General features: G+C 45.7%; 18 protein-coding genes and 8 tRNA genes. 21 read left to right on the forward strand and 5 right to left on the reverse strand.

What is annotated here, in order from left to right:
• Positions 1-307: 307 nt before the first annotated feature.
• Positions 308-979 carry a nitroreductase family protein gene (locus CEF13_RS06310; protein ID WP_102709926.1) on the forward strand — a complete coding sequence of 224 codons (672 nt, stop codon included), beginning with the start codon at positions 308-310 and terminating at the stop codon, positions 977-979.
• Between the two features lie 143 nt (positions 980-1122).
• Here the strand turns inward: CEF13_RS06310 and cmpA are convergent, their stop codons facing one another.
• Positions 1123-1266, reverse strand: a complete 144-nt coding sequence (gene cmpA / locus CEF13_RS06315) for a cortex morphogenetic protein CmpA (RefSeq protein ID WP_102709927.1) — start codon at positions 1264-1266, stop codon at positions 1123-1125.
• 78 nt (positions 1267-1344) lie between these two features.
• On the reverse strand, positions 1345-1707 hold the full coding sequence (locus CEF13_RS06320; protein ID WP_102709928.1) for a hydrolase/acyltransferase: 363 nt from the start codon (positions 1705-1707) through the stop codon (positions 1345-1347).
• A 132-nt stretch (positions 1708-1839) separates the two neighbouring features.
• Here CEF13_RS06320 and CEF13_RS06325 point away from each other — a divergent pair, with 132 nt between their 5' ends.
• The 13 genes from CEF13_RS06325 (at position 1840) to CEF13_RS29000 (ending at position 6983) form a co-directional block, all read left to right on the forward strand.
• Positions 1840-2313 (forward strand): SprT family protein, encoded by a 474-nt coding sequence (locus CEF13_RS06325; protein ID WP_102709929.1) that lies wholly within the window; start codon positions 1840-1842, stop codon positions 2311-2313.
• A 33-nt stretch (positions 2314-2346) separates the two neighbouring features.
• Positions 2347-2422, forward strand: a tRNA-Asn gene (locus CEF13_RS06330).
• A 5-nt stretch (positions 2423-2427) separates the two neighbouring features.
• Positions 2428-2518, forward strand: a tRNA-Ser gene (locus tag CEF13_RS06335).
• A 107-nt stretch (positions 2519-2625) separates the two neighbouring features.
• Positions 2626-2700, forward strand: a tRNA-Glu gene (locus CEF13_RS06340).
• Between the two features lie 57 nt (positions 2701-2757).
• A tRNA-Lys gene (locus CEF13_RS06345) sits at positions 2758-2833 on the forward strand.
• Positions 2834-2889: 56 nt separating this feature from the next.
• Positions 2890-2974: transfer RNA gene (locus CEF13_RS06350), tRNA-Leu, on the forward strand.
• 178 nt (positions 2975-3152) lie between these two features.
• On the forward strand, positions 3153-3467 hold the full coding sequence (locus CEF13_RS06355; RefSeq protein ID WP_102709930.1) for a hypothetical protein: 315 nt from the start codon (positions 3153-3155) through the stop codon (positions 3465-3467).
• A gap of 111 nt (positions 3468-3578) precedes the next feature.
• Positions 3579-3653: transfer RNA gene (locus tag CEF13_RS06360), tRNA-Glu, on the forward strand.
• Between the two features lie 46 nt (positions 3654-3699).
• Positions 3700-3775 (forward strand) — tRNA-Lys (locus CEF13_RS06365).
• A 54-nt stretch (positions 3776-3829) separates the two neighbouring features.
• Positions 3830-3914, forward strand: a tRNA-Leu gene (locus CEF13_RS06370).
• 348 nt (positions 3915-4262) lie between these two features.
• Complete coding sequence (locus CEF13_RS29565; protein WP_341806374.1) at positions 4263-5144, forward strand: Rieske (2Fe-2S) protein; 882 nt, start codon at positions 4263-4265, stop codon at positions 5142-5144.
• A gap of 65 nt (positions 5145-5209) precedes the next feature.
• Positions 5210-6025 carry a hypothetical protein gene (locus CEF13_RS29570; protein WP_341806375.1) on the forward strand — a complete coding sequence of 272 codons (816 nt, stop codon included), beginning with the start codon at positions 5210-5212 and terminating at the stop codon, positions 6023-6025.
• A gap of 676 nt (positions 6026-6701) precedes the next feature.
• Entirely contained in the window at positions 6702-6983 is a 282-nt protein-coding gene (locus CEF13_RS29000; RefSeq protein WP_211297037.1) for a hypothetical protein, read from the forward strand.
• 306 nt (positions 6984-7289) lie between these two features.
• On the opposite strand, the gene CEF13_RS06390 is transcribed toward CEF13_RS29000, so the two are convergent.
• The 3 genes from CEF13_RS06390 to uraA all read right to left on the reverse strand — a co-directional run bounded on the left by CEF13_RS06390 (position 7290) and on the right by uraA (position 9524).
• A complete protein-coding gene (locus CEF13_RS06390) occupies positions 7290-7706 on the reverse strand; it encodes a pyridoxamine 5'-phosphate oxidase family protein (protein WP_102709932.1) in 417 nt (138 codons plus the stop codon).
• A gap of 73 nt (positions 7707-7779) precedes the next feature.
• Entirely contained in the window at positions 7780-8118 is a 339-nt protein-coding gene (locus CEF13_RS06395) for a L,D-transpeptidase (protein WP_102709933.1), read from the reverse strand.
• 107 nt (positions 8119-8225) lie between these two features.
• Complete coding sequence (uraA, locus tag CEF13_RS06400) at positions 8226-9524, reverse strand: uracil permease (RefSeq protein ID WP_208414650.1); 1299 nt, start codon at positions 9522-9524, stop codon at positions 8226-8228.
• Between the two features lie 142 nt (positions 9525-9666).
• On the opposite strand from uraA, the gene CEF13_RS06405 reads away from it, so the two are divergent.
• The 7 genes from CEF13_RS06405 (at position 9667) to CEF13_RS06435 (ending at position 19201) form a co-directional block, all read left to right on the forward strand.
• Positions 9667-10101: an NfeD family protein gene (locus CEF13_RS06405; protein WP_102709935.1), complete on the forward strand. Its 435-nt coding sequence runs from the start codon at positions 9667-9669 to the stop codon at positions 10099-10101.
• On the forward strand, positions 10101-11033 hold the full coding sequence (locus CEF13_RS06410) for an SPFH domain-containing protein (protein ID WP_102709936.1): 933 nt from the start codon (positions 10101-10103) through the stop codon (positions 11031-11033). Before CEF13_RS06405 ends, CEF13_RS06410 begins: the two co-directional genes overlap by 1 nt.
• 300 nt (positions 11034-11333) lie before the next feature.
• Positions 11334-12380, forward strand: coding sequence for an FtsH protease activity modulator HflK (gene hflK, locus CEF13_RS06415; protein ID WP_243864712.1), 1047 nt, complete (start codon positions 11334-11336; stop codon positions 12378-12380).
• Positions 12377-13243: a protease modulator HflC gene (gene hflC, locus CEF13_RS06420; RefSeq protein WP_102709937.1), complete on the forward strand. Its 867-nt coding sequence runs from the start codon at positions 12377-12379 to the stop codon at positions 13241-13243. Before hflK ends, hflC begins: the two co-directional genes overlap by 4 nt.
• Before the next feature lie 188 nt (positions 13244-13431).
• Positions 13432-14904 (forward strand): glycoside hydrolase family 53 protein, encoded by a 1473-nt coding sequence (locus CEF13_RS06425; protein WP_102709938.1) that lies wholly within the window; start codon positions 13432-13434, stop codon positions 14902-14904.
• A gap of 29 nt (positions 14905-14933) precedes the next feature.
• Positions 14934-17249, forward strand: coding sequence for a beta-galactosidase (locus CEF13_RS06430; protein ID WP_102709939.1), 2316 nt, complete (start codon positions 14934-14936; stop codon positions 17247-17249).
• Positions 17250-17476: 227 nt separating this feature from the next.
• On the forward strand, positions 17477-19201 hold the full coding sequence (locus tag CEF13_RS06435; protein ID WP_102709940.1) for a sensor histidine kinase: 1725 nt from the start codon (positions 17477-17479) through the stop codon (positions 19199-19201).
• Positions 19202-19215 lie beyond the last annotated feature (14 nt).

Raw genomic sequence — 19215 nt, forward strand, 5'->3', positions numbered from 1 at the left:
TTCATGGTGTGTGGTTTGCAGTCCGCTGTGGGAGCATTGTACGCGGCTAAATAGGCTATTTTATCGGAAGGCTTGCCTGAAACTTCAGGCAAGCCTTTTTGTGCTTATATAGAACATATCCATTATTCCGATCAAATGGATATAGTTTATTAAAGTAAGTAAATTGACAAAAGTAACGACACGTTTTATACTGTGTAAATAATTGATACAGTTACTGTTCATCGTTTCGTTTATTCGCTATTTCTGTTCATTGTGTTCTCAGGAGCAGATAGATCAAATATTAAACAATTATTAGGAGGAAATGGATATGACAACAACACAAATTGATTCAACGATACACAATCAAACTAATCATAATGAGGTCACTTTCGACAAAGTGCTGAATAGCCGCCGATCTGTTCGTAAATACGATAGCAGCGTTGCTATTTCCGAAGAGGAAATTCGTGAAATATTGGAGACCGCTACAAAAGCGCCGTCTTCTTCCAATATGCAGCCTTGGCGTTTTCTGGTTGTAACTGATCCGGAATTGAAGCAGAAGCTGCTTCCAATTGCCTTCAATCAACAGCAGGTAGCTGAAGCTTCGGCAATTATTATAATTCTTGGCGATTTGGAGATGTACAGCTTGTCCGATAAAATTTATGGCGCATCTGTTGAAGCGGGTTATATGACAGAGGAAGTTGCTGCAAACTTTATTGCGAATTCGACGAAAATGTACTCCACGCTGCCAGCTGAAAGGCTGAAGGAAATCGTTGTATTTGACACCGGACTCGTAGCGATGCAGCTTATGCTGGCTGCGCGCGCTAAAGGCTATGATACGGTTCCTATGGGCGGCTACAATCGCGATCAGGTGAAAGAGCTGTTCAATATTTCGGATCGTTATTTGCCAACTTTGATGCTTCCAATTGGCAAAGCAGCGGCAGTGGGACATCCAACCACACGTTTGCCTATAGATAATATTGCTTTTTTTAACAAACTATAAGCTTGAATAATGACTAAAAAACCAGCCAAATCCTTTAGAGGAGGCTGGTTTTTTCTTTATAAGGAAGTATAAGTATTGTATACTCGGCTTATATTTCGTCATTAACCGTCTAAGAAGGGCGACAGCTGCTACACATAGAATAACTATTGAAACTCAGTACCGTTACCTGATTCACCAGGACTTAGCTTGCTTCGGTAAAAAAACCAGCAGTCATTCAGCAATTTTACTTGTCGGCGGTCTTTCTTATAAAATGCGTGCATCAGTTGGTTGCAAAGCCACTGCGGCATACGCATCGCCCTCCTCCCATGCCAAACTTGTTGTAATATTAAAGTATGGGGAAGGGCGTATGTCCGTGCAGGTCCTATCTAATTGCTTTGTTCTTCCTCGTATTCCTCATACCACTGCTCGAGCTGCGCTTGGAGCGCGCGGATTTCTGTAAGCAGCGAGATAAGCGGATATGATTTTTCTTGAATACCGGCGAAATCCTGTTCAAGGCGATTGATATAGTCCAGTCCGGAAATGATTGAAATGGATGTTTCATGCAGCTCTACGTCATTGCATTCCGCAACAGCGTAAGGCAAGCTTGGTACATGCTCAGCGGTCAATTTATCGATTTCTTTATGAAGTCTAAGATTAAGTGCGCTTAACTGATAAGCGTGTGAAGCTGGCATTTCAACGAAAAAAATGTTGTCATTTTGTTTGAATAAGACATAGCGCATAGTTGCCATAGTCGGTTTTAATCTCCCCTCGGTATGTAAGTGTGCATTATTTACATTTCTGTTCTGCTCATTTTATAATTCCTACTTGACAGTGTAGCGTATGACAGCTTTAAAATTCAAGTAGCTGGGGGATAATAATCGATGGAGAACGAAGCGTTGCAGCAATGGGTTGAACAGATTTCACTGCGCTATTTTAATCGTCCGTTTGTACATGAAGCGACATTTAACAGCCGCTTGAAAGCAACGGGAGGGCGTTATTTTACTTCCTCACATAATATAGAAATTAGTCCGCATCAGCTACAAGCATTTGGCCCTGATGAAACGGAAAAGATTATTAAGCACGAGCTGTGTCATTATCATTTGCACATCTTGAAACGGGGATATAAACATCGAGATGCTGATTTCAAAAATTTATTGGCGCAGGTTGGCGGATCGCGCTATTGTCAGTCGCTCCCAAGCCGAGTCGAGCGGAAGACATTGCCTTTTCGATATAAGCTCATATGTACGAAATGCGGCATGGAGTATTTGCGGAAGCGCAAGCTTGATCCCGCCAAATATGCATGCGGCAAATGTCGCGGGAAATTAAATTTAATTTTTCTTGACAGAAAAGTTTAACCATGATACATTATTAAAAGTCACTTTTACTTTTCCCTGATAGCTCAGTTGGTAGAGCACTCGACTGTTAATCGAGTTGTCACAGGTTCGAGTCCTGTTCGGGGAGCCAGATTTGGAGAGATACCCAAGTGGCTCAAGGGGACCCTCTGCTAAGGGGTTAGACTGCGTAAGTGGTGCGAGGGTTCGAATCCCTCTCTCTCCGCCACATTTTTTCTCACAAGTGTTTGCGACGGGAAGACCGTTCACCGGTCTTTTTTATTTGTCACAATGGGTCGCAGCCAGTCGTGAAATTCCATGTAATCAAATGTATAAGGCCCGTTGGTCAAGTGGTTAAGACACCTCCCTTTCACGGAGGTAACAGGGGTTCGAGTCCCCTACGGGTCACCAATTTCTCGAATTGAAAATGGAAACAGCTCTCTAGAGCCTACATTTCAGTCACAGTGAGAGCCATTAGCTCAGTTGGTAGAGCACCTGACTTTTAATCAGGGTGTCGAAGGTTCGAGTCCTTCATGGCTCACCATTTGCTTGCTTTTAGAGTAGCGGATGAGAGTGAAGGAAAGCTCCAATTATAAATGTGCGGTAGTGGTGGAACGGCAGACACGCTATCTTGAGGGGGTAGTGTCCAATGGACGTGCAGGTTCAAATCCTGTCTACCGCACCATATTTTACTTTTGCCCATGTCTATAGGTGAATTTAGAAGGTGTCACATGTTAACACTTTTCTGATATATGATGCCACTTTATATTCAGATCATAAATCTGATTAGAGAGTGGTTTTTTCGTTCCAGGGCACCATAAACAGTCAGACAGATGCATCATAAGAGAAGAGGAGCTGTATACATGAAACTTAATTTGAATTTCACAAACAAGGGACAAGCAGCAATTGCAAAATTCGACAATGAAGAATTGCTTGAGATTTTCGGTCGATACAGCAACACTTTAATGAAAAAGTATTCCATTGAAGTTACGGTTCCTGCAGAAGGCAATGAAGCGATTGTGGACAGAGGTATTTTGACTGTATTCGTGGACAAAGTGGAATGTGATGTGGAGACGTTCTTCAAAGAGCTTGGCAGAGATGTGAAGGTTCCATTAAAGAAAAGACTGACTCCAGAAGACAAGCTGGACAACGTATTTAAGACTGAGACTATTAATTAGAGATCATTGCTTGCTGCAATGAATTTAATTGAAAAAAAGCTTGTACTTCCGCTGATAAGCTGATATAATCATTTTTGTTGTCTCAACAAATGCGTTTTAAATGTTCGAAACGGCCCGTTGGTCAAGTGGTTAAGACACCTCCCTTTCACGGAGGTAACAGGGGTTCGAGTCCCCTACGGGTCACCATCTATCCTCAATTGAAATAGCTCTGAGAGCCATTTCATCACAGCAGGAGCCATTAGCTCAGTTGGTAGAGCACCTGACTTTTAATCAGGGTGTCGAAGGTTCGAGTCCTTCATGGCTCACCATTCGTTTTTTCTCTCAAAGCGGATGTTAGTGAAGGGTCGAATAAACACATTTGTGCGGTAGTGGTGGAACGGCAGACACGCTATCTTGAGGGGGTAGTGTCCAATGGACGTGCAGGTTCAAATCCTGTCTACCGCACCATATAAAACAATTCCAAAACCCTTGCGGCGCAAGGGTTTTTTTGATGTTTTCTTTTCTTCGCTGTAATATGTCTTGAGGGTTTTAGAGATGTGTCTGTTCAGGTCATTAGTTTGGTCGGGAAACGTAGCCCCTTATGCTAGAAACACAGCAGAAGGGGCTGTGCGTGCTGTTAGTGAAGTGAGCAGCCTCATACTTTAGTCTTATATGCGTTCAGCAAAAGGATGTACATTTTTTTTGCTGATTTCCGACTCTTTGCTGAAGCCGCTGCCAGGACTTTAAGGTATCATAAAACTATATACTATTATTATGGTTCAGAGCGCAGCTTAAAAAATAAAGGAGGCTGTTACGATGAGTATCAGTTTAAACTGGATTTCAGCAGGCAATTTGAAAGCGCTTAAAGAAGAAGGAGCAAAGGTTATACGAGGCGGTATTGCTGTTTTTTATCATGAAGACCATGTATACGCAGTGGACAACCGCTGCCCGCATTTAGGATTTCCGCTCCATATGGGGAGCTTGTGCGACGGGATTTTGACGTGCCATTGGCATCATGCCCGGTTTGACGTCTGCAGCGGCGGTACGCTTGATCCTTGGGCGGACGATGTTCCGTCGTATGAAGTGCGGGTCGACAGCGGTGAAGTGTTTGTAAATCCGGTTTCCAGGAGTGCGAAAGGCGCGGCAAAATATAAGCATAAACTGAAAGAAGGACTCGAACAAAATATCGGTATCGTCATCGCGAAAGCAGTCGTCGGACTGATCGAAGCGGGAGTGCCGGAGCAGGAAATCGCCCGCATTGGCATCGAATTCGGCACGACACATGGAACGGGCTGGAACGCCGGACTTACGATTCTTACTGCGATGGCGCAAAGCGTCGACAAGCTGGACAAGAACGGCAAAATACTTGCCTTGTACCAAGGTCTTGTCCATGTCGCTCGAGGTAGCTCGGGCAGAGGAACCCGCCACTTGCTGTCGGCGCTGCCGTCGGCGGACGTGCCGTTCGAACGGTTGACAGAGTGGTATCGCAGCTGCCTAGAGGTGCGGGATACGCCGGGAGCTGAGAAAGTTCTGATCACCACTATTTTGAAGGGCATCGAGACGAAGAGGCTGTCGGAAATGATGCTTATCGCCGCAACAGATCATTTTTACTTGGACGGGGGCATGTATTCGATTTCCACAGCAAAGCATTTGAAGCGCTGGAGTGGGCGGAGGCATCGCAAAAGGAGCGGATTTTAACTTCGCTAGTTCCGATGATGGCTCGTCCAACACGGAGCGAAGAGCTACACCAGTGGCAGGCGCCGATGAACCTCGTAGAGCCGATCAAACAAGCAGTTAACGAGCTGGAGCAGAATGCGGCGCAGGCGAAGCCCACCGGTGGGTCAATGAATGTGCGGCTGTCTGCTGATTCGCAAGAGCAACTGCTGAAGCAGCTGCTGAGCGATACGCCAGAGCAGACGATCGCTTTGCTGCGTGACTTGATCATCGCGGGAACAGCTCCGGCACAATTAGCGCAGCTAGTTGCTCTGGCCGCCGCGGAACGGATCGTTCGTTTCCATACGCAGAATGATTTCGGCGATTGGATTGCAGTGCTCCATACGTTCACTTATGCTCACGCCGTACACGAAAGGCTGCTGCAATCGGATGAGCCTCTGCTGCAGCGGGCGATTTTTCACGGAGCCGTCAGCGTATATCTTGACCGTTTCTTAAATGTGCCGACAGCGGCGCGACCGAAGCCTTCCGGCTCAACCGCGCCAGCCAACCATCAGGAGCTGCTCGATTTGCTCGATCTGCGCCAGCAGGTCGGACCGGCCGCGCAATGGGTGATGGACTACATTCATGGCGGTGGTGAGCCTGGGGAGCTTCTTAATACGCTTGGGCATGCACTGTTGCGGGAGGATGCAGAATTCCATTCTTTCCAAATGTATGAGGCAGCAGTTGCCGAATACGACCGCTGGCAAGCGTATGAAGGCTCTTTTGCGGATAAGGCCAAAGAAACGATGCTGTTAGCCTGCACCCGATACTTGGCCGCACACGCGCCAACCGCGCGCGAACTCCCGCATACAGCTAAAATTGCCTGGAGGCTGCATAAAGGCGAACGGTTGTTTGAAGAAGAATAGCAGATACTGTTTTGCTATGACATGACCTATCTGCATACTGGGGGTAATCGCTTATTCTGTTCAGAATTGTTTGTTTTAATAATTCTCGTGTTGTTTCGGAATTAATCATCTGCCATGTAAACTTGCCATAATCCCGGTAGACAGGATTTGAACCTGCACGTCCATTGGATACTACCCCTTAAGATAGTGGGCCATGATTGTACCACCATATTCTTATCATTCAAGCCTTTGCACATATGCAGAGGCTTTTTATGATTTCTATCAAGCTTATTGTAAAAGAGCAGATCACCACAAAGAGAGTGTCCCAAAAGCCATAGGCTTTTGGGACACTCTCTTCTATTTATTTGGTCTGCAAAAGTTAATGGACACAGGAGGCTTTATTTACTGCAAAAACCACTTTTTCGAGCTGCTTACGGACCTCAGAGCCCTTATTGTCCCGAAAAGTCCCAATTATGACCCGATCCAAGGGAAATAACGGCTCTCATGTACGTAAACTTTGCTTTTACAGCTAATTCGCTCATATAACGCATCTCATGTCCGTAACTGCTCGTTCAATGATCCTATATGAGCCTATAGCCATCTCATAAATCGTCTATGAAAAAAGGATGGCGTTGAATTTCCCGCTTACCTGCTGTAAGTAGAGTAATTAAGTTGGCTGAGGAGAAGTATGTAAAGCTTGAGCACTACTTTGTTGATGGAACAAAGATCGAAGCGAATGCCAACCGTTGGAAAGCTACCCGGAACGATCATCGCAGATTCTGGATATGGCTGTGAAGAAAATTACGCTTACTTAGAGAATGAACAGATTGAGGCGCTGGTCAAATACAGCACGTATCATAAAGAAAAGTCGAAGAAATGGCAAACCGAAATCAGTAATCTTGACAATTGGCAATACGATGACGAAAACTACGTGGACATGCGCGAATGGACAGAAGCTTGTCTTTCACTAAGAAAGTAAATGCACAACGGAAAGTGGATATGAAATCCGATACCGGGGGTTTCGATGTTTCCTGCTTCGCAGCTTGCCTAAGGTAAGTCTGAAGGTAGGGGCTTTCGCTTGCCCATAATCTGATGAAGGAAGCAACCATAGACCAAAAGAGAAAAATAGCCATACAGGAATAGACTCTGTACGGCTATTTTTTTCATGTTTTCCAAAATTCGGGTTTGAAGTGAGCTATCTCTCCAGCGAACTTCATGCTCTTTGGACACCATCTTCTAGGACGATCCGCTCTTTTTTCCTTATAGGTGAAAAACGAGATTCAGCTTATCCTTCCCACACATGCCGTTCCTTATCTTTTCCCGCATATACAATTCGTGATGGAGTGATATCGAGTATGATGTAATCGGGATCATCAGGTCCGTCAAACCATTGCTTCATCTCGTCATTCCATAAGCTTTTGCGCAGATGCTCGTTTTTGGTTATAGCAGCCGTTCCTTCGATCTCAATTAACTCCTTTGGTCCCGTACCTTCAAACCCAATCAGCAAATAAGCATTTGGATTTTGCCGCAGCTCTTCGACCTTGTGCGTCTTGCGATCAGTCGCAAGATGGATCTTGAGTCCGTCATGAAAAATCGCCATATAACGGGCTTTCGGCTTATTCTGCTCTACTGTAGCTAAGGAGCCGTACTTATGGCGGTCCAATGCCTGCGAGATTATGTTTTCGAGTTGTTTATTATCCATATTCAGCAGCTCCCTTCGTATTCCGGTTTCCTATGTATATTACCCCTTTCAAGTGAAATTGAACCGTTTGCTTCTATGTTCGAATCGTAACACGCGTTCCTAAAGGTACGATTTGGGATAAGGAGACAACGTCTTCGTTGTACATACGAATACAGCCATGCGATACGATTCTGCCGATGGAGGAAGGGTCATTCGTGCCATGAATGCCATAATGGGGCTTAGAAAGTCCCATCCAGAAAGCGCCGAAAGGTCCGCCGGGATTCGGCTGCTTATTAATAATCGTAAATTCGCCGGTAGGCGTCTGGGTAACCATTCTTCCGATACCGACTGGGTAGGCATTAACGACTGTATTGCCATCCAGCAAATATAGCTGACGATCAGAAAGATCTACAATGATGCGATAATCGGCCATGCGGTTTCACTCCTTTTGCTCTATGCTATGAAGAGGGTGAAAGGGATGCTCACCAAAAAACAAAAAAAGAGGCCCAACATTGATGTTGAGCCTCTTAATCTTGTTATTTAATGACCCGCAGCCTCATGGTCATTGGAAATCTTGAATACATCGAACAGCTTGAATAGAAGGCTGAATACGATGGCGACAATCGTTGCTAGTGCCATACCGGAGAGCGAGAAATCTCCGATAGTAAGCTTTGCGCCGCTAAGTCCGGTAACAAGAACGATAGTAGTCAAGAAAAGATTGGTTGGTTTGCTGTAATCAACCTTGGATTCAACGAGCATCCGGAAGCCGGAGGCAGCGATAACACCGAAAAGAAGCAGGGATACACCGCCCATTACTGGTACTGGAATACTTGATATTAGTGATGAGAATTTTCCTGAGAAAGAAAGGATAATCGCAATTACAGCAGCGCCTCCAATAACGAAGGTTGAGTATACCTTCGTAATAGCAAGCACGCCGATATTTTCACCGTAAGTCGTATTTGGCGTAGAGCCCGTGAAGCCGGACAATATTGTGGATATACCGTTACCAAGCAAGGAGCGATGAAGACCAGGGTCTTTCGAAAGGTCTTTCTCCACAATATTACCTGTGACGACCAGATGGCCAATATGCTCGGCAATTACGACAAGCGCCGCTGGAGCTATCGCGATAATGGCAGTCCATTGGAATTTAGGGAATGTAAACTCCGGTGACTGAACCCAGTCGGATACGCCAACATGGCTGAAATCGGTAAAGCCCATGAAATAGGCGAGCACATATCCTGCTATGATCCCGAATAGAATAGGAATGATACGCATAAATCCGCGAAATAATACGGAGCCGAGTATGGTTACCGCTAACGTGAATGTCGAAAGCGCAATAATTGTTATATCAGGTGTCCAGGTTGCTTCTTTGCCTTTCTCGGCAATCCAGCCAGCCATTCCTGCAGCTGTTGGAATAAGCTCTAGCCCAATGATTGCAACAATAGCGCCCATCGCCGCTGGCGGAAATACAGCATTAATCCAGCCTGTGCCTGCTGCTTGGATAATAAGAGCCACGACTGTAAAAATAATACCGGCAACAATAAATCCGCCAAGAGCGGCTTCATAATTGCCGCCGCCTGCGGCACGATCACCAATTACGGCGCCTGCAGGAGCAAGGAAAGCGAAGCTAGAACCCAGATAAGCAGGAATTTTGCCTTTACAAATCCATAGATAGAATAATGTGCCTATACCGTTCATTAATAGGCATATCGCCGGATTAACTCCGAGTATGTTCGGAACAAGAACCGTTGAACCGAACATGGCAAAGAGATGTTGAAAGCTTAGCAGTAAGCTTTGTCCCATAGGAGGCCTTTCATGGACCCCAATAGTATTTTTCATTATTGATTAGCTCCTCTATTAAATGTAGGCTGTCTATATGACCCTTGTAGATTCTACATATATTTGCATAGATTTGGCAAGTGTTTTCTTATCATTAGGATGAGTGTTAACGAATACATTAATGAAGAGAGGAGGGAAGCGAATGGACTTATGGATAATTTGGCTTATCCTCGCCGGCATATTAATAGTCGTCGAAATGCTTACGCTTACGTTTTATTTACTCTGGCTCGGTATTGGCGCATTGGCAGCGGCCTTTATCGATATGATTTGGCCAGACGCAATTGTGCTGGAGGTGGTAGTTGGCTGCGCAGTCGCTCTAATTCTGACCTTATTCACTAGAAATCTTACCCGCAGGATTCATTCTTCTAATGTCTATAAGGATGCCCTGGACGAGTTAATAGGCAAGCAAGGGGTTGTGCTTGAAGATATTGCATCGGAGGTCGCGGGAATCGTCAAGGTCGGTAATGAAACCTGGAGCGCGATTGCAGAAGACCAGATCGTGAAGGGCGAGTCGATAAGAGTCGTTAGCCGAGGGAGTGCAGTACTTAAAGTTGAGAAATGGGGAGGTTCAAATTAATGGGTATTATAATCGTTATTATTTTATTAGTATTGGTTGTTGTGTTTATTGCATTATCGATCAAAATCGTGCCTCAGCAAAGGAATGGAGTTGTTGAGCGGCTGGGGAAATTCCATCGGCTTCTAAAGCCTGGCGTTAATATCCTAATTCCGATAATTGATCACGTCAGAACATACCATGATTTGCGCATACAGCAAGCTAATGTCCCGCCGCAGACGGTTATTACGAAGGACAATGTACAAGTGAAGATTGACACGATCATATTTTACCAGGTGACGGGTCCGGAGCAAGCTACATACGGCATTTCGGATTATGTATATGGCGTTCGCAATATCAGTACAGCCACTATGAGACAGATTATTGGTAAAATGGAGCTGGACGAGACACTTTCCGGCCGTGAGAAAATATCGTCCGATATTCGGATTGCGCTAGATGAGGCGACTGAGAAATGGGGCGTGCGGATTGAACGGGTTGAGGTCATCGATATTCAGCCGCCGATTGATATTCAGGATGCGATGGATAAGCAGATGAAGGCCGAACGGAGCAAAAGGGCAATGGTCCTCGATGCAGAAGCAGCCAAGCAGGATATGATTCTGCGAGCAGAGGGCGATAAGCAAAGTAAAATCCTGAAGGCAGAGGGGGACAAGGAGGCGCGTATTCGGCAGGCGGAAGGTTTGCGTCATGCCAAGGAGCTTGAAGCACAAGGCGAAGCAAAGGCCATTCAAGCCATTGCGGAAGCAGAGAAAAACCGGATTGAGCTGATTCGCTCCGCTGGTTTGGATGAGCATATACTCACATACCGTTCGCTAGAAGCGCTGTCAGAAATATCGAAAGGCCCTGCTAATAAAATATTTATTCCGACAAGAGCGGTTGAGACGCTAGGAAGCATTGGAGCCATCGGAGAAATGCTGAAGGCTGGAAAGTCAGAGTAAATGGTTAATCCATAATCGCTTGTTTAAGAACCCCCAATGTCACAATTGAGGGTTCTTAATTGTGCATCGTCTGATCCTATTACATCTTAATAAATATCGGAATAAGATAATAATAGATTAATGAACTTATAGCTAGCTAGTAGTCGTTTTTTCTATGTAGAGTAATGTACTTGGCTTGAAAAGACAGAAATAAGCCGAAAATAGCTTTTTTTACGAAAAAAATGTGACCATAAGCGATCTGCTGCGTAATAAACGTAAGGATAAATTTAAAATAAAAGGGGAGAGATGTCAGTGAGCTTCATGGATCAAAACCAGAACCCGGGGCAGAACCATAGCATGAGCGGTCGCAGGCCGCCTGAGCTTAGTCCAAGTACGGTAAGGAAAATCGTTATTGGTATCGTTGCGGCAGTCATTATCATTTTTCTGGGATCAACATCATTTTATACGGTACAGGAGCAAGAGAGAGCAGCAATTCTAACGTTTGGCAAGTATACAGGGGAAAGCTCAGCAGGACTGCACTTTAAATGGCCGTATCCGATACAACAAACGGTCACCGTTCCGGCGGAGCTAACGCAGCGGATTCATATCGGTTATCGCCAAGAAGGCAATCAAGTGACTCCGGTTGATGATGAAGCGATGATGATTACGGGCGACGAGAACATCGTATCGGCAGATGCAGTCGTCCAGTGGAAAATAAGCAATATTCACAATTACTTATATAATATTTCCGATCCGGAGCAGTTTCTGCGCAATGCGGCCAGTTCTTCCATTCGTGCTGTTATTGGTTCAGAGAAGCTGGATTATGCCATTACAGATGGTAAGACGGTTATTCAAGACAAGGTGCGCGAGAAGCTGATTGAGCTGCAGACCAAATACAATACAGGCATTCAAATTATAGATATTAAGTTCCAGGATATTGAACCGCCAAGCGGACAGGTTGCCGAAGCCTTCCGTGAAGTTACGAATGCAAGGGAAGAGAAAAATACGAAAATTAATAATGCGGCAAAATATGAGAATGATCGCATTCCGAAGGCTCGCGGTGAGGCACAGGCTTTGCTCGAAAATGCGGAGGGCGAGAAAAAGTCACGGATTCTGAATGCAGAAGGCGACGTTGCCAAGTTTAATGCGATATTCGGCGAATACAAAAATAATCCTAATGTCACACAAAGTCGTTTGGTGCTGGAGACGCTGGAAAAAATATTGCCGAATGCGAAAATTTTTATTACGAATTCGAACAGCGATACGGTTAACTATTTGCCGTTAAATGAGCTTTTGCGCAGCAGCGGATCGAGCAGCACGACTACACCGCCTGCAGCAGATGCTCCGCAAGGAGGTAATTCACAATGAAGAGAAACCAATGGATAACCCTTATTGTGGTCTTATTAGTCGTTATTTTGGGTTCAGGCTCCATGTATATCGTGAAGGAAGGCGAGTACAAGGTCGTGCTCCGATTCGGCGAAGCGATGAGAGCCGTTCCAGAGCCTGGCTTGAAATTTAAAATACCGTTTATTGAGAACGTATCGGCGCTTCCAAAATATCAAATGACGTACGAGAGCAGCCCGACTACTATCCTTACGAAAGATCAGAAGCCTATTGTTGTTGATAATTACACCGTATGGCGGATTACAAATGCTTCGCAATTTTTGAGAACGGTCCAAACGGTCAGCGGCGGAATTCAGCGTATAGATGAAGCGGTCTACAACTCTGTTCGACGCAAGCTTTCGGAAGTGAATTACGATAACATTATTAGTGAAAATACGGCGCGAGGCAATATTAATGATGAAATCACGAGAGATGTAATTACTGCATTAACAAGAGACAACTATGGGATTGAAGTTATTGATGTTCGGATTAAGCGTACCGATTTGCCGGATTCAAACAAGCAAAGCGTTTATAATCGGATGATATCGGATCGCCAATCCATTGCGGCCCGCTATTTATCTGAGGGTGATGAGGCTTCTCGTAAGATCACATCCAAAGCCGATCGCACAGCCACTGAGCTCATTGCTCAGGCACAAGCGGATGCGAAAAAAATTATTGCTGAAGGTGAGCGCGAAGCTGCAAAAATCTATAACCAAGCCTATGGCAGCGATCCGCAGTTCTATAATTTCTATCGTACATTAGAGAGCTACAAAACGACATTGCAAAACGAGCCTGTCATTATGATGCCTATTGATTCTCCGTATGCAAAAATATTGTTAGGCCAATAAGACGCAAAAGAACCCCTTCGCTAAGGCGAGGGTTTTTTTTGCGTCTTAAGCGGGGGAAGCCAATGATGGAACTGGAATAAACTTGGTTTGATTAGCAACCAATATGTTGTGAATATACCCTGTATCCGCTCACGGTCATTTGATACGCTAGCATAGAATACGACTATTATATATTTTGGAGGTATATCGTGCACATATCGTTTAAAGGAAACAGACTGGATGACTGGGGCTTGCATGCTGATGGAGATCAGTCGTCTGCGAGTATCCAGCAGGCTGAACAAACCTCTTCTGAATATCTTATGGTTCAAAATACCGTTTCCTATCGCTTAAATGTGTCAAGGACGATTGAGCAGCTGGAGAATGGCTTTTATACGTTAACGGCATTGTCGCAAAATAGCGGCGGGCAGCAAAAATGTTATATTTATGCGGGCACTGGTAATGAAGACGTTCGAATGACCAGCTTGCCGGTTTCCTTGGATTGGATTTCTGTTGTTATTCGAGGTTTAGAGGTTAAGGATGGACAATGCACGATCGGGCTTTTAACTGAAGCAAACGGCGGAAATTGGTGTAAAATCGAATCGTTTGAGCTTGTGAAGAGCGATCAAGCCTATGAGCTGCTGAAGGGCGGAGATATTTCCGAAATGCCTCGGGTCGAGGAAAACGGGGGCATTTATCGGGATAATCACAAGCTGAAAGACGGGCTTGAAATACTGAAGGATTACGGGCATAACATCGTCCGAATACGTCTCTATAATGACCCCGGAAATCCGAGCTATTGGCCTTCCAATCAGTTGGATGAAAGAGGCTATCAGAATGAAGAGAGAACACTTGCTTTGGTCAAACGTGCCAAGGATTTAGGCTTCCAGATTCAGTTCTCGTTCCATTACAGCGATTACTGGACGAATGGCTTGGCGCAGCATAAGCCGCATGCCTGGGAAGGCCTGCCCTTCGATGAGCTGAAGGAAGCCTTGTATCAATATACTCGTTCATTCATGCAGCGTTTGATCAAGCAGGGCACTATACCTGAGTATGTGTCACTAGGCAACGAAATTCAAGGCGGCATATGTTATCCCGACGGAGCGATTGCCAATTGGCCGCAGCTGGCGGAGCTGCTGAAGGCAGGCTATCAAGCTGTGAAGGAAGTGTCCGAATCCAGCAAAGTCGTCATTCATTTAGACGGTGCGACTGAAGATGAGAAGTACGAGCAGTTTTTCGGCAATTGCGAGCGATATGGCGTGCCTTATGATATTATCGGTCCTTCCTACTATCCGTTCTGGACGCAGGCTTCGGTTCAGCAGCTTGTCGCATTCTGCGATAAGCTTGTCAGACGTTTCAATAAGGATATTTTGTTGATGGAAACAGGCTTTAACTGGTGCAGCACTACTGGGGCAGGTATGAGAGGGCAGCTCGAAAACAACGGACCGGAGCCATACGAGAGCACGCCTGAAGGCCAGCGCGATTTCATGTATTCTTTAATGAACGGCATTAAGCAGGTTGCAGACGGAAGATGTATAGGCATTCTTTATTGGGACCCCATTATGATCTATGTGCCTGGAGTAGGCTGGCAGAAGGATGCTCCGAACGTGGTTGATAATACGACGCTGTTTGATTTCGTAGGGAATGCGCTGCCAGCTATGTTAGCTTACAAATATAACAATTAACCGCTATTTTTATAGGAGGAATTGTACTTATGACTACTTATTCGCTTAAGCTGGATGGCCCTAATAAACAAATAAAGCCCGGCAAGCTATCCGGCAGCAAAGGCACGAATCCGAAGGGCGAAAGCTTTGGTTTTACGAATTTCTATATGCTGCGCAACGGGCAGCCGTTTATTCCAGTTGTTGGCGAATTTCATTTCGCACGCTTTTCTTATCTGCACTGGGAGGAAGAGCTGCTTAAGATGAAGGCTGGCGGTGTAAATGTGATCGCGACCTATATTTTCTGGAATTATCATGAGGAAGAGGAAGGTTTTTTTAATTGGAATGAAAATCGCAATCTGCGCCACTTTGTCGACCTTTGCGCGAAGCATGAGCTGCCGCTCGTGCTTCGCATCGGGCCATTCTGCCATGGCGAGGTCAGAAACGGCGGTATTCCGGATTGGGTCTTCGGCAAGCCGCTTGAAATCCGCTCGAATGATGCGCAATATTTGTTTTATGCGAAGCGCCTTTATCGTCAAATCGCGAAGCAGGTGAAAGGCTCCTTGTTCGAAGAAGGAGGGCCGGTTATCGCGGTTCAGCTGGAGAACGAATACATGCACTGCGGTGCGCCGCTTGATTCTTGGGGCTATAAGGCAGGCGTGTTCATGTCATCGGGCAAGGGGGGCAACGAGCATCTGGCGGAACTTCGGCGATTAGCGGAGGAAGCGGGCATTACGCCGATGTTCTTCACAGCTACTGCTTGGGGCGGAGCTGCTGTTCCGGAGACGGATACGCTGCCAATGCTCGCCGGCTACGCATATACGCCATGGATTCCGAATCAGCCGCCAAGCGGAGAGTATATTTACCGTGATCTGCATGTTAAGCCATCTGAGGCTGTCCATTACGACACGCTGGAATATCCGGTTGCTTATTGTGAAATGGCAGGCGGAATGCAGGTCAGCTATACAGCCCGCCCTAACGTAAGCCCGGAGAGCGTGGAGGCGATGACGCTCGTCAAGCTGGCAAGCGGAAGTAATTTGCTCGGCTACTATATGTATCATGGCGGCTCTAACCCGGAGGGCAAGCACGGGTTTCTTAATGAATATGGACTGCCTAAAATGACTTACGACTATCAATCGCCGCTTGGAGAATTTGGCCGCGTAGGGGAATCTTATGACCGCATTCGTTCCCTATCCATGTTTATGGACGCTTTCGGATCCATACTGGCTCCGATGGGAACAGTGCTGCCAGTAGGACAGTCGGACATTCATCCAGAGGATACGGAATCGCTGCGCTGGTGCGTCCGTCAGAAGGATGGCTCCGGCTTCCTGTTCCTGAACAACTTCCAGGATCATATTGACTTGCCTGATCGCGAAGGCGTACGCATTGAGCTGGATACGGCGAAAGGAAAGGTCGTATTTCCACATAAGGGCACGCTCACGTTGAAGAAGAATGTGAGTGCGGTTCTTCCCTATAATCTAGAGCTTGCAGGTGCGTTTATCGTGACTGCCACGGTTCAGCCGCTGACTAAGCTGAAGGTGAATGGACAATCGCTTCTTGTATTTTATGCACAGCAAGCGCTTGAGCCTGAGCTTGTATTTTGCCGTTCGACGGTTGCGGCTGTATCGATTGAATCAGCAGAGGTTACGATGGAAGAGGAGGTTATTGTTGTTCATCCCTTAGTTGGCAAGCAGCATGCATTCACGCTGATGCTTACGAACGGCGAGCGTGTACAAGTACTCGTCCTCTCAAGGGATGAGGCTCTATCCGCTTATAAGTTCCATATTTGGGGCGAGGATAGACTGTTTATTAGTGACAGCCGGCTCTATGTGAAGGATGAGCGTCTTGTAACCACCTCGGAAGGAAATGCCAGTTGGAGCGTGTCGGTGTGTCCTCCGTTACCGGAGAATGGATGGCTTGCAAGCGAAGGACAGGCCAGCAGTCAGCAAGAGGGACTATTCCATACATTCAAGCTGGATGTTCCGATGTATGAGCCTTCCTTTACCGTCCAAAAACCGCTAGAGAGAAGTGCACTCGTTGAGATAGATATGAACTGGCCTAGTTATGTTTCGGATGTATTCCTCCAGGTAGAGTACGACGGGGATGTTGCCGGCGCTTACTTGGATAATCGACTGCTGACAGATCATATACATTATGGAGAAGCTTGGCCTATCGGATTGAAGCAATTTAAAGATGATTTAGAAAATAAGCAGCTCCATCTATCGATCACACCGCTGCGCAAAGGCACTGTTCATACCTTCGTTAATCAAGCTTTAGTGGAACGGTTTGAAGGTGTGGAAATAGCTATCTTCCATCGCATTGAGCCTATTCCTTATTATACTTCCGCTTTATATCAATCCTTTAACTAGATTCAGCAAACCATAAGAACTGGCGTTTCGGAGTAAATACCGAAATTTCGGTTTTTTTGGTTTATGGATGTAAATAAAGTGAGCATCAGCTGCAAATGGTTATAAAAACATTGCATAGATTTCAATATTATAGGTTGAAATGAACGGAATGTCCAAGTATGGTGAAGAGGGCGATAAGCGATTGATGCAGTCGCCTCAATGACATCCTGCAGAGGTGCGAAGCCATTATGCCCAAAATCAATTTATTTACTAAAATCGTCGCGCTGATCGTCATTATGCTGACCCCAATAATGCTTCTTTATTTCTATTCCAATAAAACCAGCACCGACGTCCTCGGTGAGGAGCTTAATAAATCGAATACGAACCAGCTCGTTTTTTTCCAAAGCCAAATCAATACGAGCATTGATTCCATGGCCCTCTGGCCTGATTTGCTTATACAGGACCCCGATATTTCATCCCTTCGAGATATATTCACGGAAATGGATGAGTTGAATCTGAGTATGATTACTCTCATCAAAAGAATACAAACGAAGCTCGCTATTCAAGAAAATTCATCGAACTGGCGCAGCAGCCTGCATATTTATTCTCCTATTCTTCATAGGGACATATCCGATCATGATGTTGTGCATTATGACGACGCGGATTTGAAAAAGAGGTTAAAGCCGGGCTGGCAGGTGAAAACGGTCGGAGATGGCAGTACGGGACAATTCGTCTTCTCGCGTTATGCGGTAACACCCTACTCCAGCTATTTGGACCCTAGCGGCTCCAATCTGATTATTGAAGTGCAGTTCGACAGCTCGAACATTAAAGATATGCTGGACAAGTTCAAAAGCGGCAGCCGCAGAGAGCCTTTCTATTATATGGAGGGTGTTGGCGTTATCTATAACCGCTCGGCAGATATTGAACGAACGACTAATGTCATCAATCTGCTTAAACAAGGGCCGCTGCAGGATATGGAAAGTCGTACGATAGAGCTGGGAGAAGAGAAGTATTTAGTTAATATTGTGAAATCCGAAACCATTGGCTGGTATTTGATAGATTATATACCGATTTCAGAAATTATAAGGCCTATTCAAAAAACGAATCAGTTATTTTATGTCTCGATTGCCTGTCTGCTATTGTTATGCTGTACTGCAGCTTACTTGTTATATGCGCAGGTTCAAGTGCCTATCAAACGTCTGGTTATTGGATTCCAGAAGCTGAAGAACGGTGATTATTCGGTCCGCATGAAGCCTCGCGGCAGAAGCGAGTTCGGATTTCTTTATACACGCTTTAATCTCATGGTCGCCCAAATACAGGAGCTGTTCGAAACCGTTTATTTGGAAAAAATTCATGTGCGAGAGGCCCGGTTAAAGCAGCTGCAATCGCAAATTAATCCGCACTTTTTCTATAACTGCTTTTCTTTCATTTCCAGTATGGCGAAGCTCGAAAAAAACGAAGCGGTCGTTGCGATGTCGCATCATTTATCGAACTATTACCGTTACACGACACGTCAGGAACGTGATCTTGTTGCTTTGTCCGAGGAAATCAATTTTGTAACTAGTTATTTGGAAATTCAGAACATGCGCATGCCGAGGCTGAATTATACGATTGACCTGCCTTCGGATATGCTCCATCTCGAAATCCCGCCGCTTATGCTCCAGCCGCTCGTTGAGAATGCGGTAATTCATGGCATTGAGGCATGGTCCGACGCCTCCAATATTCAAATTACAGGACATTGGAATGAGGATGAAGCCAGCCTAGTGGTGGAGGATGACGGCAAGGGGATGAGCGCCGAAGATATTCTAGTTCTGCAGCACAAAATGCAAAATCACATGGATGAGCATATGGGCTGCGGGCTGTGGAACGTGCATCAGCGTATGCATTTACGCTTCCGCGGCTCCGCAGGGGTAAGCTTCTCGTCTTCGCCGCTTGGTGGCCTGAAGGTCACCATCACTTGGTTGCCAGCCTAGAAAGGAAAGGGGAG

Origin of the sequence: Paenibacillus castaneae, assembly GCF_002884445.1 — a bacterium.
Taxonomy (GTDB): Bacteria; Bacillota; Bacilli; order Paenibacillales; family Paenibacillaceae; genus Pristimantibacillus; species Pristimantibacillus castaneae.

Excerpts from the sequence above, each read along its gene's own strand:
- CEF13_RS06310 (WP_102709926.1), top strand. The coding sequence starts at position 308 with ATGACAACAACACAAATTGATTCAACGATACACAATCAAACTAATCAT.
- cmpA (WP_102709927.1), bottom strand. The coding sequence starts at position 1,266 with ATGCCGCAGTGGCTTTGCAACCAACTGATGCACGCATTTTATAAGAAA.
- CEF13_RS06320 (WP_102709928.1), bottom strand. The coding sequence starts at position 1,707 with ATGGCAACTATGCGCTATGTCTTATTCAAACAAAATGACAACATTTTT.
- CEF13_RS06325 (WP_102709929.1), top strand. The coding sequence starts at position 1,840 with ATGGAGAACGAAGCGTTGCAGCAATGGGTTGAACAGATTTCACTGCGC.
- CEF13_RS06355 (WP_102709930.1), top strand. The coding sequence starts at position 3,153 with ATGAAACTTAATTTGAATTTCACAAACAAGGGACAAGCAGCAATTGCA.
- CEF13_RS29565 (WP_341806374.1), top strand. The coding sequence starts at position 4,263 with ATGAGTATCAGTTTAAACTGGATTTCAGCAGGCAATTTGAAAGCGCTT.
- CEF13_RS29570 (WP_341806375.1), top strand. The coding sequence starts at position 5,210 with ATGAACCTCGTAGAGCCGATCAAACAAGCAGTTAACGAGCTGGAGCAG.
- CEF13_RS06390 (WP_102709932.1), bottom strand. The coding sequence starts at position 7,706 with ATGGATAATAAACAACTCGAAAACATAATCTCGCAGGCATTGGACCGC.
- CEF13_RS06395 (WP_102709933.1), bottom strand. The coding sequence starts at position 8,118 with ATGGCCGATTATCGCATCATTGTAGATCTTTCTGATCGTCAGCTATAT.
- uraA (WP_208414650.1), bottom strand. The coding sequence starts at position 9,524 with ATGAAAAATACTATTGGGGTCCATGAAAGGCCTCCTATGGGACAAAGC.
- CEF13_RS06405 (WP_102709935.1), top strand. The coding sequence starts at position 9,667 with ATGGACTTATGGATAATTTGGCTTATCCTCGCCGGCATATTAATAGTC.
- CEF13_RS06410 (WP_102709936.1), top strand. The coding sequence starts at position 10,101 with ATGGGTATTATAATCGTTATTATTTTATTAGTATTGGTTGTTGTGTTT.
- hflK (WP_243864712.1), top strand. The coding sequence starts at position 11,334 with ATGGATCAAAACCAGAACCCGGGGCAGAACCATAGCATGAGCGGTCGC.
- hflC (WP_102709937.1), top strand. The coding sequence starts at position 12,377 with ATGAAGAGAAACCAATGGATAACCCTTATTGTGGTCTTATTAGTCGTT.
- CEF13_RS06430 (WP_102709939.1), top strand. The coding sequence starts at position 14,934 with ATGACTACTTATTCGCTTAAGCTGGATGGCCCTAATAAACAAATAAAG.
- CEF13_RS06435 (WP_102709940.1), top strand. The coding sequence starts at position 17,477 with ATGCCCAAAATCAATTTATTTACTAAAATCGTCGCGCTGATCGTCATT.